Annotated in this window: 10 protein-coding genes; 9 read left to right on the forward strand and 1 reads right to left on the reverse strand. The window is 36.0% G+C overall.

The window, feature by feature from the left end; all coding sequences use genetic code 11:
* The first annotated feature begins 8 nt into the window (after nucleotides 1-8).
* The 8 genes from BLQ66_RS05940 (at nucleotide 9) to BLQ66_RS05975 (ending at nucleotide 11,592) form a co-directional block, all read left to right on the forward strand.
* The gene (locus BLQ66_RS05940; RefSeq protein ID WP_074521381.1) at nucleotides 9-752 is read left to right on the forward strand and encodes a hypothetical protein; all 744 of its coding nucleotides are present in this window, start codon (nucleotides 9-11) and stop codon (nucleotides 750-752) included.
* 127 nt (nucleotides 753-879) lie between these two features.
* Entirely contained in the window at nucleotides 880-1,665 is a 786-nt protein-coding gene (locus tag BLQ66_RS05945; protein WP_074521382.1) for a hypothetical protein, read from the forward strand.
* 259 nt (nucleotides 1,666-1,924) lie between these two features.
* Nucleotides 1,925-2,533, forward strand: a complete 609-nt coding sequence (locus BLQ66_RS05950) for a hypothetical protein (RefSeq protein ID WP_074521383.1) — start codon at nucleotides 1,925-1,927, stop codon at nucleotides 2,531-2,533.
* A 194-nt stretch (nucleotides 2,534-2,727) separates the two neighbouring features.
* Nucleotides 2,728-4,746 (forward strand): methyl-accepting chemotaxis protein, encoded by a 2,019-nt coding sequence (locus BLQ66_RS05955; protein WP_074521384.1) that lies wholly within the window; start codon nucleotides 2,728-2,730, stop codon nucleotides 4,744-4,746.
* A gap of 3 nt (nucleotides 4,747-4,749) precedes the next feature.
* Nucleotides 4,750-5,751: a sugar ABC transporter substrate-binding protein gene (locus BLQ66_RS05960; RefSeq protein ID WP_074521385.1), complete on the forward strand. Its 1,002-nt coding sequence runs from the start codon at nucleotides 4,750-4,752 to the stop codon at nucleotides 5,749-5,751.
* A 1,258-nt stretch (nucleotides 5,752-7,009) separates the two neighbouring features.
* A complete protein-coding gene (gene thrS / locus BLQ66_RS05965) occupies nucleotides 7,010-8,803 on the forward strand; it encodes a threonine--tRNA ligase (protein WP_074521386.1) in 1,794 nt (597 codons plus the stop codon).
* Nucleotides 8,804-8,938: 135 nt separating this feature from the next.
* A complete protein-coding gene (locus BLQ66_RS05970) occupies nucleotides 8,939-10,033 on the forward strand; it encodes a GGDEF domain-containing protein (RefSeq protein WP_074521387.1) in 1,095 nt (364 codons plus the stop codon).
* A gap of 146 nt (nucleotides 10,034-10,179) precedes the next feature.
* The gene (locus BLQ66_RS05975) at nucleotides 10,180-11,592 is read left to right on the forward strand and encodes an MATE family efflux transporter (RefSeq protein ID WP_074521388.1); all 1,413 of its coding nucleotides are present in this window, start codon (nucleotides 10,180-10,182) and stop codon (nucleotides 11,590-11,592) included.
* A 140-nt stretch (nucleotides 11,593-11,732) separates the two neighbouring features.
* On the opposite strand, the gene BLQ66_RS05980 is transcribed toward BLQ66_RS05975, so the two are convergent.
* Nucleotides 11,733-12,611 (reverse strand): DegV family protein, encoded by an 879-nt coding sequence (locus BLQ66_RS05980; RefSeq protein ID WP_074521389.1) that lies wholly within the window; start codon nucleotides 12,609-12,611, stop codon nucleotides 11,733-11,735.
* Nucleotides 12,612-12,796: 185 nt separating this feature from the next.
* Between BLQ66_RS05980 and BLQ66_RS05985 the strand changes: the two genes are divergently transcribed.
* On the forward strand, nucleotides 12,797-15,526 hold the full coding sequence (locus BLQ66_RS05985; protein WP_074521390.1) for a glycoside hydrolase family 5 protein: 2,730 nt from the start codon (nucleotides 12,797-12,799) through the stop codon (nucleotides 15,524-15,526).
* Nucleotides 15,527-15,616: the final 90 nt, after the last annotated feature.

The following is a 15,616-nucleotide window of genomic DNA, read 5'->3' on the forward strand; positions in this document are numbered from 1 at the left end:
CAGTATTAATGACACCAAGTCTAGCAAAGGCGGAGTTAATTTATAAGGATGCTCCATATATTCCATCTGAAGCTGATTGGCAAAAAAATCATGATATTGATTATATTTTACGAGGTGAATGGAGATATATTAAAAGTGAAATGAGAACTAGACGTTTAACTGATGAAGAGATTGAATCTTACATGCAACAAGTTTATAATAATCCAGCTGAAGCGGATAGACGTGAAGCTGAATATTTGAGATTTAACCCAAATCAGATGGATACTCAATTATATCGTTATGACTCTAGTATAGGATATATTGTAAATAACAAAACAGAAGAAAGATTAGTTGATGAAGAAGCTAGACAAGCTGCTGCACAATCTACTCCTACTCCTGCTCCTGCACAAGCAGAAGAAGATAATTCTAGTAATTACGAAGTGCCAATTAATGATTTAGCAGACAGCCAAACTTCAACTGACAATTTAGATGCATCACTCGTTACAGATAATTTTGAAAAAGAAGATGCAACTTTAGAAACTGAAAGTGTAGAAACTGAAACAGAAGAAGAAATCGAGTCTACTGAAGAAGTATCTGAAGAAAATACAGAAGAAAGCTCAGAAGATACTGCTCCAAAGAAGGAAGAAAAGAAAAAGAGCAAAAATCCTATCGTGCGTGTTGCTCAAGGGGTTGGTGATGTTTTTGTAACACTCGGAAATAGTATTGTACATTTCTTTGGCGGCATCGGCAAAGCAATCTCAAATATTTTTTAATTAACATAATTGGTTTTAAGTGAGTTTACATTTTTTTGTAGACTCACTTTTTTGTTTTAATAAAAGTTGTTGCATATTTATATTAAGCACATGTAAATTGAGCTAATATACAGAAAGGAAGATACAAATGAAAACTACAATTAAGATACTAAAAGGCTTGTTACTGTTTAGTATTATGTTTATAGTGTTTAAAAGTAATCATGTAAATGCAAACGCTGTTTACTTACCTGCTCATGTAAGTAACCAAAATCAAAGTGACCTATGCAATCCAGATTATAATTACTATTACTTCATAGAATGTACAATTCGTATTGATGATTTGGGTATTCATTGGGACCCAATAAATCCTGAACGATTCGCTGGAAAACATCTTGTCGTTAAACCTTATGATAGAGCACATGAATGGATAGAAGCGGCAGATGGTACTCTAATTTTTGGTTATGATGGACCAGAAAATGTACACGACACTGAGCCAATTTATGAAAACGCACAAGCGGGGTCATACTATATAAGACATACAAACTCCGGAACAGCTGCTAACTGTGACAATGTTGAAACAAATTTAAATGCAGTTGGTTGGCAATACAGAGCTTATTTAGAGTTTTGGGTTTCAGGTGAAGAAGCATGTACTTATAGTTGGCACACAATCTCTGGTGCAGGCTGTACAACAAATGGTGTTGAAGAAGGCGAATGTATTTATTGTCACCAAAAAACTAGACGAAGCACTCCAGCTTTAGGTCATGATTGGCATTGGAAAATTGACTCAACTGCTAGTTGCACGCAAGATGGCAAAAAGCACGAATATTGTAGCAGATGTCAGGCAACACAAGTAATGGAACAGTGTCAGAATCAAATATCATATTTTTTTTCATATCCTTTTTTCATACCTTTTCATTTTATATTTTCTTTATAATTTTATACTTTCTTTATAAACTTTCATAGTTTTCTCATTTAATAACAACTATCAGCAGCACAATCCTAACAAATATCATCAAAACAACATAACTTTTCACATTTTCAAAATCTAAAAAAACTAAAAACTCCATACAACAGTTTCCCAAATTCCCCAAAAAGTTATATATAGGATCCAGTTTAAAAAACTTTCTTCTATCCTTGTATAGAGGGTTTTAGTCACCCACGAATTACAAAATTTTTTTAAGGAGGATTTTACTATGAAATTTTTTAACCGGCACAATAAAGAAGATGAGGACTTAAACCTTATGGGATTTGGCAAAGCTAACGAAGACATAGACCTTATTGAATTTAACAAATTAGACGAGAACACAGACCCAAATCTAGAGGGGGCCTTTCTTGTAGCTTTCGATGACTTGCCAAAGCAAAAACAAGATAAACTCTTAGAACTGGCCGACCGCATGGATGAAAAGGTTCACCAAGCCTTTCAAACCATGGACAATGAAAACCTAATACAGCACCTAAAATACGTAGAGGTAGTTAAAGTCGCAAGGCTTGGCACAATATTTTCACTAATAAGCACAATTCTGCCTTGGTTTTACGCCCTTCTGTACTACGCCCTTACATTTCAAGAATCTGCGTTGATGCTAGGTCTTATAATCAGTATAGCGACATTGGGCATAACTAGTTACATTTTCGAAATCTATATATTAATTAAATATGAAAATGTATCGCCGACTCTAGATAAAAGAAGCCTCTTTAGCCTAGAAAAATCGGCGGCTAATTATTGCAATGATTACGCCCTTCGTTTTTACGGCGAAATTCATAAAGCGGTGGTAGATGAAGATAATCGTTTTATGACAATTTAAAAGCCAACTACGTCATTTGATGTTTTCAATATTTTTTATTTTTCCTTTCTCTCATAAATCTCTGGATCAGTCTATGGACTTGGTTCAGAGATTTATGCATTTTTATACTAATTGTATCTTTTTAAACTATATGATATAATGTGTATAAGTGTATTGTGACAATTCAATAAGATGCATAGGAGGTAAAAATTCTTATGAGCGAAGTAACTAAGCCAAAGCGCGTTGTAAAAGTGCGCGACAAATTCCTCATGTTTATTATGCCTGCAGTAATCATTTTTATTATTCTAATTATTGTTATGGCAGGTATTCTATCTGAAAAGATGATAAGTAATTTATCTGAGGAAGCTCTAGATTCTTCTCTTAATAATCAGGCAGATAATATCACAAGCTGGCTAGAAAAGAATCTAGAAAATTTTTCATCCGTTAAACAGACCATCGAAGCCCTAAACCCATCAGAGGAGGAACTTCAAGAAATCCTCGATTCGTTCTATGGCTATAATAGTTATGCCAAAGAAGGCGTATATATCGGCACTTCTTCTGGCAAATTATATAAGGCAAGTGACTCTAATAAGGTCAGTCAAAGCGTTACAAGCGAGACATGGTACAAAGACGGTTTAACTAGAGTTAATCTAAATTATGGTCAGGCCTATGAAGACTTTAAGGGTGACCCAATCATTTCTGCATCAGGTATTGTTAACCTCGATGGAGATGATTTAATGGTGCTTGGAGCCGATCTTTCCCTCGACCAGATTAGTATTATTGTAAATTCCGGTGTCAAAATGGAGGATGCTTACTCCTTCCTTGTGGACACTAACGATAATACAATTTTAGCCCACCCAGATAGTAGTATAGTTTCTACAAATCTATCTTCAAGCTCAGATAAACTACTTTCCGGTGTAGCAACAAAAATTTCTAATCGTGACTATAGCATAGATGTCATAAATGATTACCTTGTTGAAATGACTACGATTAGCGGAACTGACTGGGTTTTAGTATCTTACATTGAAGAAGATATTATTATGTCTTCCGTTTACGTTTTAATTAGAAGATTAGCTATTATTGCCGTAATTGCTATTTTACTTACATCAGCAGTTATCATATTCATTGTAAATTACCTAATTAAGCCAATTTCAAAGATTTCAGATGGTGTAACAGCCATGGCAGACGGTGACTTCACAATTAGTATCGATTGCACTAGCAATGATGAAATCGGCCTTATGAGTGAAAAGGTAGATGATTTCATTATCACTATGCGTAACATGCTAAAAAGTGTGGCTAATGAATCGGACAAATTGCAAGACCAATCACGCACTAGTGACGTAGTTGCAAAATCCATGTATGAGGCTTCAAACAAGCAGTCTAAGGCCATGCAGAATTTAAATTCAACAGTAGATGAGCTTGCAAAGGCAGTTAATGAAATCGCAGTCAATGCGCAGACTTTAACAGATGTTGTTTCCGACACTAGAGATAATTCTACTAAAGCAAATGAGGCTATGCAGGAATCTGTTGAGATTTCCCAGCAAGGCAAAACCGATATGGAGAAATTATCTTATGCCATGACACAGATTCAAAAATCTATCGAAGTATTATTATTATCAATTAATAAGGTTGGCGATGCCTCTGAACAGATCACTGGTATTGTAGGTCTTATTGGTGAAATTGCAGAAGAAACAAACCTCTTATCGCTTAATGCAAGTATAGAAGCAGCAAGAGCAGGAGAAGCTGGAAAAGGCTTTGCTGTAGTTGCTGGTGAAATTGGTAAATTAGCTCAAAACTCTGCAGATAACGCACAAAATATTGCTAAGTTAATTGACCAAATTAGAAACTTAATTTCAGATGTAGTATCACAGGCTAACACAAGTGCTGAAGACATTAAATCTAATACCGTTTTAATTGATACAGCCGTTGAAACCTTTGATAAGATTTATGAAAATATTGCAGAATCTAACAACCTTGTAATCGAAATGATTGAAGGCGTTACAAGAGTAGATGATGTAGCATCAAATGTTGCAGCTATTTCACAAGAACAGGCTGCCTCAGCTGATGAAATCCTTGAGACTTCTAAGCAGATGGTTGAACAGGCGGATAACATCACAAGAAATAGTCAGGATGTTGCAGCAAATTCAGAAGAACTTGCTAGCACCTCTAGTAAACTTACAAGTTACGTTTCTAAGTTTAAACTTGAAACTGATGATGATGAGGAGGAGGTGTAGTATATGCTAAGATTCAAAAAGATTTTTAAACAAGTATTTGCTTTATTATTAATTGTAACCATTTTACCGATTTCTAGCTTTTTAATTGGATGTAACTCCTCAACTGGCTCAGGAGATGGCTTATCATTTTTCTTTACAATAAAAGATACCGATGATTACTTTAGATCAACTCTTCAGAGTTCTCTTGAAAGCGCAGCAAAAAGCGAGGGAGCAACAGTTACCACAACTCTTTGTGGTCCTAGTGCTGATCAACAAGTAAGTGATATTAAAGCTGCTGCCGAATCAGGAAACTACGATGCAATCATTTGTGTACCTGTAGATTCAGCAACAGCCCTACAGCTAGAAATTGCAGCCGGAGACCTACCTGTTATCTTTATGAACAACAAGCCAGACGATGATGTTTTAAAAGCTGATGAATACGTTTACGTAGCCTCTGATGAATATCAAGCTGGTGAACTACAGGCAGAATACATGTATGAGCAACTTGGTAAGCCTTCTTCTATCAATGCAATTATCATGATGGGTGAAAGAAACCACTCAGGAACTCTTGGTAGAACAGAGGCTGTAAAACAGTACTTTAAAGATAATAATGTAGACTTAAATATAGTATTTTGTGACTATGCAAGCTGGTCTGATACAGAAGCCGCTAACATGATGGAGATTTTCTTTAAGACAAATCAGGATGTAGACGTTATTTTCTGTAATAACGATACAATGGCACTTGGTGTAATAGAAGCTTTAGATAATCATGGACTTACAACTTCTGATGTTCCAGTAGCAGGAGTAGATGCCACAAGTGATGGATGTAAGTCCATTGCAGCCGGCAAGCTAAACTTCACTGTTTATCAGAACGCAGAAGGCCAGTCAACTAAAGCCATCGAAGTAGCAATAGCCCTAGCAAACGGCTCCTCTACAAAGAACATCGAAGGCAAAAACGACGCTAGCACATGCTACTTCGTAGATTTCGAAGCAGTATCAAAATCTAACGTTTCAAAATACCAGTAAATTAATAGAAAATTGTTAGCCCATCCTAGAAAACTAGGATGGGCTTTTTGCAGGTTTCTGGCTTTTGCCGTCTTAACTTTCGTTGTCCCTTGCTTTCGTTACCCTCCTGGCTTTCGTCGCACTCCTGTTTATCGTCGTCCCGCGTATGTATTTTGCCGCCCCTGTGCTATATCAATGCCATATATATGCAACACCCCGTATTAATTTCTTAGTGATTTCCCAATAAGGAATCGAAAATCTCTGAAAAAAAGCCATTTTCCGGAAATATTCAGAGAATTCTTTCCTCGTAAAAAAATAAGGAAAGCGAAATCTCTGAAAAATGACAGTTTTTGTGGAATATTCAGAGAAATTCTTCCTCGTCAAAAAATAAGGAATTCAAAATCTCTGAAAAATAAAAGATTCTATGGAATATTCAGAGAATTCATCGTAAACTTATAGCTATAGCTGCCGTAAATCTCTGAAAAAAGCAAGAAAAGTGCGAATTTTCAGAGATTCAACAATCTTTAAAAATTTCTCTTCTCAAATTTCTCTGAAAAATTAGTGAAAACCTCGATTTTTCAGAGATTTGCTGATTTTTATTTTTACAAATTACAAAAAATCTCTGAAAAATCGCCTAAAATGCCAAATATTCAGAGCTTTGTACTTCCTTATGAACAATCTTGCCAGCCGATGTCACGATAACTGGACTATATAAAGAATCAGTATACCAAAACGAACACTCCACAAATCACTCCACAAGTTCCCCCTTTACTTTTTTTCTTTTTCGGTCTAAAATAAATCTTGCATGTATCTTTTAAGACTACATGCATAAATCGTTGAAGAGACCAGTAGATTAAGCAGAGGTTCCAGAGAAGGATGCAGGCGTTAGCTTGGTGGAAGCATCCAAACTTAAACTTAATTGAATACCAGCTCTGAGAGGCTCTAATACAGCCCGGTGATTCCGTTATAATCATTAAATGAGAGGCCGAAGTTAAACTTATGGCTATGCCATTGCAGGAAACTTTTAAGACTTTCCGATTTAAGCATAGCTCCTTTATATAACACTTTGGCAAGCAGGGTGGAACCGCGTAAATTAGATTTAACGTCCCATGCATTAAAATCATTAATAAGTGTAATAATTAAGATGATTGCTCCCTTTATATTTATTCATCTTAATTTCTTATTAGCTTTGATTTTAGTGTATGGGGCTTTTTTTATCGTCCCGGCTTTTTTAAAGCGTAAGCTTTAGACTACATTTATATTTTTAAGGAGGCCAATAATGGTTAAAGAGGAGTATTTAGAGGTTTACCGCCATTCACTTGCTCACATTCTTGCTAAGGCAGTAATGGAAATTTTCGGTAAGGAAAATGTACAGATAGCAATCGGACCTCAGATTGCAGATGGTTTTTATTATGACTTTATCTTACCTAGAACAGTAACTAAGGAAGATTACAAGACTATCGAGAACAAGATGACAGAAATCTTAAAGAGAAAAGAAGATTTCACAGTTAAGGAAGTTTCTAAGGAAGAAGCTTTAAAGCTTTTTGCAGATCAGAAATTTAAGGTTGAATTAATTAACGACTTACCAGAAGGTGAGAAGATTACAGTATATAACACAGGTGATGATTTCTATGATTTATGTCGTGGACCACACGTACCTAACGCACAGGAATTATTATCAGCATCCTTTGAAATCAAGTCAGTTTCAGGTGCTTACTGGAGAGGTGACGAACATAGAGATATGCTTCAGAGAATCTATGTTTACGCATTCCCAGACAAGCAGCAGCTTAAGGAACACAAGAAGTTAATTCAGGAAGCTCTTGAAAGAGACCATAAGAAGATTGGTCCAGCTCTTGATTTATTTATGTTTGATGAGACAGCTCCTGGTATGCCTTACTGGTTACCAAGAGGATGGAAGATGTTTAATGCCTTACTTGATTACTGGAGAGGCATCCATGATAAGAAGGGTTACGAAGAAATCGCAGCTCCTGTTGTAAACTCAACAGTACTTTGGAAGACATCTGGTCACTGGGCTCATTATAAGAACAACATGTTCCTTATGTACAATGAAGAAGCAGATGACGATACAGATCCAGATGATATCTTTAAGTTTGCTCTTAAGCCAATGAACTGTCCTAACGCTATGATGGTTTATAGAAGAAAGCAGCATTCATACAAGGATCTTCCAATCCGTTACAACGAAACAGACCTTGTACACCGTAAGGAAAAGTCTGGTCAGTTAAATGGTTTATTTAGAGTTCAGTTATTCCGTCAGGATGACTGCCATTTATTTGTAACAGAAGATCAGATTGGTTCAGAAATCAAGAACATCATGTCAATTGCTAACGACATTTATAATACATTCGGTTTAACATACAGAGTAGAATTATCTACAAGACCAGATGATTTCATGGGTGATATCAATGTATGGAACAAGGCTGAAGAAAGCTTAAAGAACGTATTAAATGAAATGTTTGGCGAAGGCGGATACGAAATCAACGAAGGTGATGGCGCATTCTACGGTCCTAAGATTGACTTAAAGATGAAGGATTGCCTTGGTAGAGAATGGCAGACTGGTACAATCCAGCTTGACTTCCAGCTTCCAAAGAACTTCGAACTTAAGTATGTTGCAGCTGATGGTTCAATGAAGCAGCCTGTAGTATTACATAGAGCTATCTTTGGTTCATTCGAAAGATTCTTCGGTATTATTACAGAAAACTTCAAGGGTGCATTCCCATTCTGGTTATCACCATACCAGGTAGGTGTTGTTCCTATTTTACCAGAGCATAACGAATATGCTAAGGAAGTTGCTGACTTACTTGATAAGGCTGGCGTTAGAGTAGAAGCTAACTACTCAGATAACAACATGAATTCTAAGATTAAGACATTCAAGAACTACAAGGATCCATATATCATCGTTATTGGTGATAAGGAAGTTGCTGAAAGAACAGTATCTATCAACATCAGAGGTACTAACAAGAAGCTTAACAATGTTCCACTTGAGAAGTTCATTGAAATGTGTAAGCAGATGAACGAGACACATAGTCTTGATATCATCGATACATTAGACTAAAGTTTCTATAATATACTAGAAAGACTAGGAAATTATTAGTGAAAACTAAATAGTTTCCTAGTCCTTTTTCTTTATAATAAAAAACAAATGTGTTATAATCAGAATAGTAAAATTTGTTAGCGTAAGGATATTAATATGGAATTTAAAAAGGACTTACGAGATTTCTACAATAAGAACACTGATCTTAACGAAAAGATTTATATAAACGTTATTTCTATCAGTTCTTTTCTAACCCTTGCTACTTCTATTATCACACTTATAGAAGGCTCAGGTTTATTTTCAAGCCTTATTGTTTTTATCTCTTTTATTATAATGGCAGTAGTTGGATATTTAAGCTTCCACCTTAAAAAAGTTAAATTAGGCAAATTAGTTTATACTTATCTATTTTGCTGTGTTTTATTACCATTTATATATTTAACTTGTGGAGGCATTGATTCTGGTTCACCTCTATACATGCTAACCAGTTTTTTCCTGATTGCATTACTATTAGAGGGAATTCAAGGCATTGTCTGTCTTGTGGTGACTTTAATTGTTCATATATTTGTTTTATGGTTGCCATATTTTGAAATGCACAGTCTTTTTGATACTTCAATTCTTTCAAAGAGCGCTAGATATTTTGACAACACAATTGCCCTAATTGCTGCAGGTATTGCAATCTTTTGCCTTACGCTTATGACTCTTAACGCTTATCGTAAGGAGCATGAAAAGAATAATCAGCTAGTTTTAGAGCTACAGAAAACAAGCATTATGGACGAGTTGTCTGGCCTTTATAATAGACGTCATCTCTATAGTGTACTATTTGATTTATATGCAAATATAGAAGACAACGGAAATTATTATATTGCCATGTACGACTTAGATAATTTTAAGAAAATAAATGACACATACGGACATTTATTTGGCGATAAAGTCCTAATAGATTTTTCCAATAAGCTAAGAACATCTGTTAATGAAGAGATAGGAGAGCTTGCCTCAAGATATGGTGGAGAAGAATTCATGTGTCTTTATAGAGCAAAGGATTTTGAGCAAGCTTATTTAAAAGCAGAAAGCATAAGAACAAGTCTTGAAAACACTAAGTGGAAGGACGCTCCAAACCTTATAGCTACAGTAAGTATCGGACTTGTAGCCTGTCATAAATTTAATGACATGAATAGCTGCCTAAAGGGAGTTGATGACCTATTATATAGCGCCAAAACTCACGGCAAGAATAAGATTGTCTATAGAAAGTAGACAAAGCTTACACTGCGTTCAAACTAACAATACATTTTCAAAAGCACTAGACAAAAGTAAAATTTAATATATAATTAATAGACTACAGTGAGAATTTGTGCTAGCATGAATTCTCACTTTATATATGTTCCGTAAGGAGTAGGAAAATGAAAAAAGATTACTTAAGAGCACTACGAGATGGTGAACCTTTAAGCTTTAACCAGCGCGTACAACTAATCCTTAAGCTTTCCGGACCTGCTATTTTAGCCCAGATTTCATCTATTGTAATGCAATATATAGATGCATCAATGGTAGGGCGACTCGGTGCTAATGATTCTGCCTCAATTGGCTTGGTTTCTTCAAGTACATGGGTTATTGGTGGAATTATGATCTCCCTAGTTGAAGGTTTTAGTGTGCAAATGGCTCACTCTATCGGTGCAAAAGACAACAAACGAGCAAGAAATCTTATGAAGACCGGCGTAATTATTGATATGCTTATTGCCCTTCTTCTAATGGCTCTTGTTATGTCAATTTCCTTCTATTTACCAGGATGGCTTGGTGGAGCAGAAGAGATAAGACATAACGCAACACTTTACTTATTAGTATATGGCGCATTTATTCCGGTGTTTATGATTAACTACATCACCTGTGCCATGATACAGGCTAGCGGCAATATGAAGATTCCTAGCATCTGTGACACATTAATGTTTATTTTGGATATGATATTTAACTTCATATTCATTTTCCCAACTGCAACTTATAACATCCTTGGCCTAAAGCTAAAGATTTATGGTGCAGGCCTTGGAGTTGCTGGTGCAGCTCTAGGTACAGGCGTATCTTACATAGTAGTTACTGCATTTTTAATTTACTACATGTTTGCTAAGTCAGACATTCTCCATCTAAGAAAGGATGAAAAGTTAAAGATTCAGCTAGCTGACATTAAGAAAGCCTTTAAAATTTCCCTTCCACTTGCCTGTGAAAGAGGAATCACAAGCGGCGCATCCGTGGCAGTTACAAGAATTATTGCTCCACTAGGTTCTATCTCAGTGGCAGCCAATTCCTTTGCAGTTACAGCAGAGGCCCTTTGCTACATGCCAGGTTATGGTGTGCAGTCCGCAGCTACAACAATCATTGGCCAGTCCATCGGTGCTGGTAGAAAGGATCAAACCAAGAAACTTGGCTATATTGCCATTGGAACAGGTGTAATTATCATGACCTTAACTGGTATTTTAATGTACTTCCTTGCTCCAATAATGATTGGAATCCTAACCCCAGACCCAGCAATTAAGGCCCTTGGCGTAACAGTGCTTAGAATTGAAGCCTTCGCAGAACCTTTCTTTGCTGCAAGTATTGTAGCTTCCGGTGTCTTTAGAGGTGCCGGCGATACCCTCGCCCCAAGCCTTATGTGCCTATTTAGCTTGTGGTGCGTAAGAGTTCCACTATCCATCATGCTTGTAAAGCCTCTTGGCCTAAAGGGCGTTTGGATTGCCATGGCAACAGAACTTACAGTTCGAGGAATCATTTTCCTTGTAAGATTAATCCGTGGAAAATGGGAGAACAAGCTCTACGCAAGAAACTAAGGGAAAGATAAACACTACAAGAAAGATAACAACTAAGGACAAGATATAAACAAAGAATATAAAGTCAATAAAAATAAGCCTGTAAGGATTTGCAACTACAAGTCCCTACAGGCTTTCTTTATTATAATAATTTCTAAATTCTAAATTCTCTCAGAACCCCAGAAGAATACAGCAACTGTACCAGGGCCTGTGTGAACGCCGATTGTTCCACCAATTAAACTAATCTGAATTTCACTTACTTTAGTAAACTTCTCCTCGATTGCAGCCTTTGTTTCAAGAGCTGACTGCATATCACTTGTACTAATCCAGATTTTACCTGAATAATCAAGGCCATTTTCGGCAGTCTCTTCAATCTTAGAAACCATTCTCTTAATAACCTTTTTCTTAGTTCTGATCTTCTCTCTAACCTGAAGTGTACCATCCTTTGCAACTTCCATGAAAGGACAAATGTTAAGCATATTTCCAATAGTACCTGAAGCCTTAGAAATTCTTCCACCCTTAATAAAGAAAGTAAGGTCGTTTGAGAAGAACCAGCTCTGAAGCTTAAGTCTATTAGCGAGGGCAAAATCCTTAACTTCATCAATAGTCTTACCCTCATCTCTAAGGTCAGCAAGTTTATCCATAAGTAAGCCATAACCTGCTGAAGCTCCGAAAGAATCCACAATGTAAATCTTTCTATCAGGGTAACTCTCAGATAATTCATCTGCAGCAATTCTAGCCGAGTTAATTGTACCTGAGATACCAGAAGTTAAAGTAACATGTAAAATGTCCTTGCCTTCCTTTAAGAATTTTTCGAAATACTCTGTATATTCTGAAACATTAACCTGAGAAGAATGAGCTTCCTCGCCCTTTAACATTCTCTTAAACAAATCTTCCTGAGTAATAGTTACACCAATGTTGTCATCATATTCATCTCCACCTACACTTAAGTGAAAGTAAATTTTATTTATGTCGCGATTTTTATACCACTCATTATTAACGTCCGCTGTAGAACAGCAACTTAAAACATACTCTCCCATAAAATCCTCCAATTTTATTTTGTCTTTACAATTAAAAATTTTATCATCTTTTAAAAAATGTATCAATTAGATTATAATGTTTATTTTTGTAGCTAAATATAAATTTTCTTTATTAAAAAAATTCTTTTATTTTATAGCTATATACAGTAAAATAATTAGCGAAATCTTTTAGAGGAGCTAGTTAAATGAGACTTAAAAAACCAACTCTAATAATAGGGATTGCAGCAATTGCAGTCATTTTACTATTAATAGTTATTAGGACATTAATATTTACAAATAAAGATAGCAAACTAGAGGTTAAAGATTGCAGAGGCGAAAGCACTATAAGCCTTTCTAAATCTGATTTTAGTTCTGGTATCGTTGATGATCAGATACATTTTAATAAAGATAATAATTACCTATGCATTAAGGCCCTTTACCGTATTGATTCAAGTTCTTATCGAATCAGTATTAACAGTGCCCTGCGCCTAATTATTAATGAATATACAGAAGATAATTTGTTTATCAAGTCCACAGATTTAGGGGATCACGATATATTTTCCTTAAACGAGGACACAGATAAAGTTAGCTTCTCCCTTTATGAATACGAAAGTGGAGAGCTAGTTACAAACACTAAAGAAAGCCTAGAGGAGCAACTTACTTCCTCCATCAATTTAGAACAAATCAACAATCTAGATGACATTTCAGAGGATGATTCCAAACTTTCCACATATATAAGTTCTGGTTCCCTTTCAAATTATAGTAACTATAGAGTCGGCTATTACCTATCTTGGGGCGGTTCCTATTCTTCTGATAGCGGTAGCTATTGCACTAGAGATTTTTACAGAATCGATACAGACAAGACCTATTGCGTAAATGTTAACGACTACAGGGTTAACATAGAAATCAGCGAATACGACGAAAACGGCAAATGGCTTGATTACGCAGGAAGCTATAAAAACCTTAGTAGTTACAAGGCAAAGAGCCCAGAATGCGCCTATATTGGCATAATTTTAAGATCCAGCGATTGGGGCAGTGACTGTCTTGATTTACTAAAGGACGGCCTAGTCATTGATTTTAGTGATAGCTTTAGATATGAGACCCTTGAAAATGTATCTCTATCAGACTTTGACTTCACAGACTTTGACAATTACGAATCCGGTCGTTTTTATAAAGAAGGAATCGCGGTAGAATCAAGCTCTTTAAGAGTTAAATACTACCTAAATCTAGAGGCCAGCAACAGCAAATACCTCATCAGCCTTTCAAACCACTATCTTACAATGCAGATTAGCGAGTTTGACAGCGAAGGCAACTATTTACAAAGCAATTCCTTTGAGAACGGTGAGTTTTTTACTCCTAGCGAGTCTACAAACTATATTGCTGTAAGTGTTAGCGCAAACGACACGGAGGGCTACTTAATTTTTGAAAAACTCTTTAAGGAAAATGTGACCATAGACTTAAGCCTCTTTACAAAATATGAGCACAACACTAACATGTCAGATTTATCTGCAACAGACTTTGTTGCCTCAATGAATGTAGGCTGGAATCTTGGTAATTCCCTTGATTCCCACTACGGAGATAGAGGCGAGAGCGCTAATCTAGAGCAGGAAACTTCTTGGGGAAACCCTACAGTTTCAAAGGACCTAATTGACTATGTGAAGGAATCCGGCTTTAACACCATAAGAATTCCCGTGACCTGGTATTACAACACCTATGTGGATTCTAATGGAAACTTGAAAGTTTATGAAGAGTGGCTTGACCGCGTGCAAACAGTTGTGGACTACGCCCTTGAGGACGGTCTTTATGTGATTCTTGATACTCACCACGAGCAGGAGCTTATCTATACCGGTGTCAGTGATGAGGAGATGGAAAATGTATACGCAAACGCTGCCATGCTTTGGAGTGAAATTGCAAACTACTTTAAAGATTACGATGAACGCTTGATTTTTGAGAGCTACAACGAAGTGGACAATTTAGAGCAAAGCTGGAATTATAGTGCCAAGGCTGCACAACAGGTTAATAAGCTAAATCAGATTTTTGTAGACACAGTAAGAGAGACTGGTGGCAATAACACCAACAGACTTCTTATGATTCCAACCCTTCTTGATGGAGCGGAAACTAATTACCTTGAAAGCTTTGTTGTGCCAGAGGATAGTGCAGAGGATAGATTAATCCTTACGGTTCATGATTACTCAACGGTTTACACAGATGAGATTGATAGCTTCTTTGCTAACTTAGAAGAATACTCTAAAAAGTATGAGCTTCCAATAATTATTGGAGAGTTTGGAAGCTCTAATAAAAGCTTTAAGCCTGTGGAATATAGAGATATTCATGCCTCAAACTATGTAGCCAATGCCGCCAATCACGGTATTAAGTGCATTTACTGGGACAATGGTTCCATTAATGACTATGCAATTATTAATAGAAAAGATTTAGAAAGTTCAAGGACAGACATTATAAAAGCCCTAATAAATCCTAGCGTTTACATGGCAACTAATAGCTACTGTCTTGATAGCATGGAGAATTTCCTCTGGATGCGACTAAATCAAACTACGGGTGAACTAGTGGAAGATAAGTACTGGGGCACCATTGTTACAGGAAATCAAGCTACAGGAATTGAGATTTCTGAAAATGTTAACTATATCAGTTTAAATCTTAATTCCACTGAAGAATATGCAACAACAAAGATACACTATGTACATTTTTACGATGAAAATATGAATGTCATAGAAACAAACAATAGTGACTACGGTTACAAGAACAACACCTTTGAAGTACCAGAGGGAGCAAAGTACATAAGAGTAGGTATAAATGATAGCTATCAGGCCATAACTAAAGAAGAATATTCCAATGCATTTAATTCGGGAAAGTTAAGCCTTACTATATCTTTTATAGATACAGAAAGCAGTGACAGTATAATGTCAATAAAATACTAAAATTTATATATAAAACCTCATTGGAAACTATTGAAAAGAATTGCAATATAGTGTTAAAATCATATCTGATTTTTTCTAAAATCAATTTAT

The sequence above is a fragment of the Lachnospira pectinoschiza genome (genome assembly GCF_900103815.1).
GTDB classification, from domain to species: Bacteria; Bacillota; Clostridia; order Lachnospirales; family Lachnospiraceae; genus Lachnospira; species Lachnospira pectinoschiza_B.

Bases quoted from the DNA above. Each gene is read 5' to 3' on its own strand.
- BLQ66_RS05940 (WP_074521381.1), top strand. From the start codon at position 9: ATGACACCAAGTCTAGCAAAGGCGGAGTTAATTTATAAGGATGCTCCA.
- BLQ66_RS05945 (WP_074521382.1), top strand. From the start codon at position 880: ATGAAAACTACAATTAAGATACTAAAAGGCTTGTTACTGTTTAGTATT.
- BLQ66_RS05950 (WP_074521383.1), top strand. From the start codon at position 1,925: ATGAAATTTTTTAACCGGCACAATAAAGAAGATGAGGACTTAAACCTT.
- BLQ66_RS05955 (WP_074521384.1), top strand. From the start codon at position 2,728: ATGAGCGAAGTAACTAAGCCAAAGCGCGTTGTAAAAGTGCGCGACAAA.
- BLQ66_RS05960 (WP_074521385.1), top strand. From the start codon at position 4,750: ATGCTAAGATTCAAAAAGATTTTTAAACAAGTATTTGCTTTATTATTA.
- thrS (WP_074521386.1), top strand. From the start codon at position 7,010: ATGGTTAAAGAGGAGTATTTAGAGGTTTACCGCCATTCACTTGCTCAC.
- BLQ66_RS05970 (WP_074521387.1), top strand. From the start codon at position 8,939: ATGGAATTTAAAAAGGACTTACGAGATTTCTACAATAAGAACACTGAT.
- BLQ66_RS05975 (WP_074521388.1), top strand. From the start codon at position 10,180: ATGAAAAAAGATTACTTAAGAGCACTACGAGATGGTGAACCTTTAAGC.
- BLQ66_RS05980 (WP_074521389.1), bottom strand. From the start codon at position 12,611: ATGGGAGAGTATGTTTTAAGTTGCTGTTCTACAGCGGACGTTAATAAT.
- BLQ66_RS05985 (WP_074521390.1), top strand. From the start codon at position 12,797: ATGAGACTTAAAAAACCAACTCTAATAATAGGGATTGCAGCAATTGCA.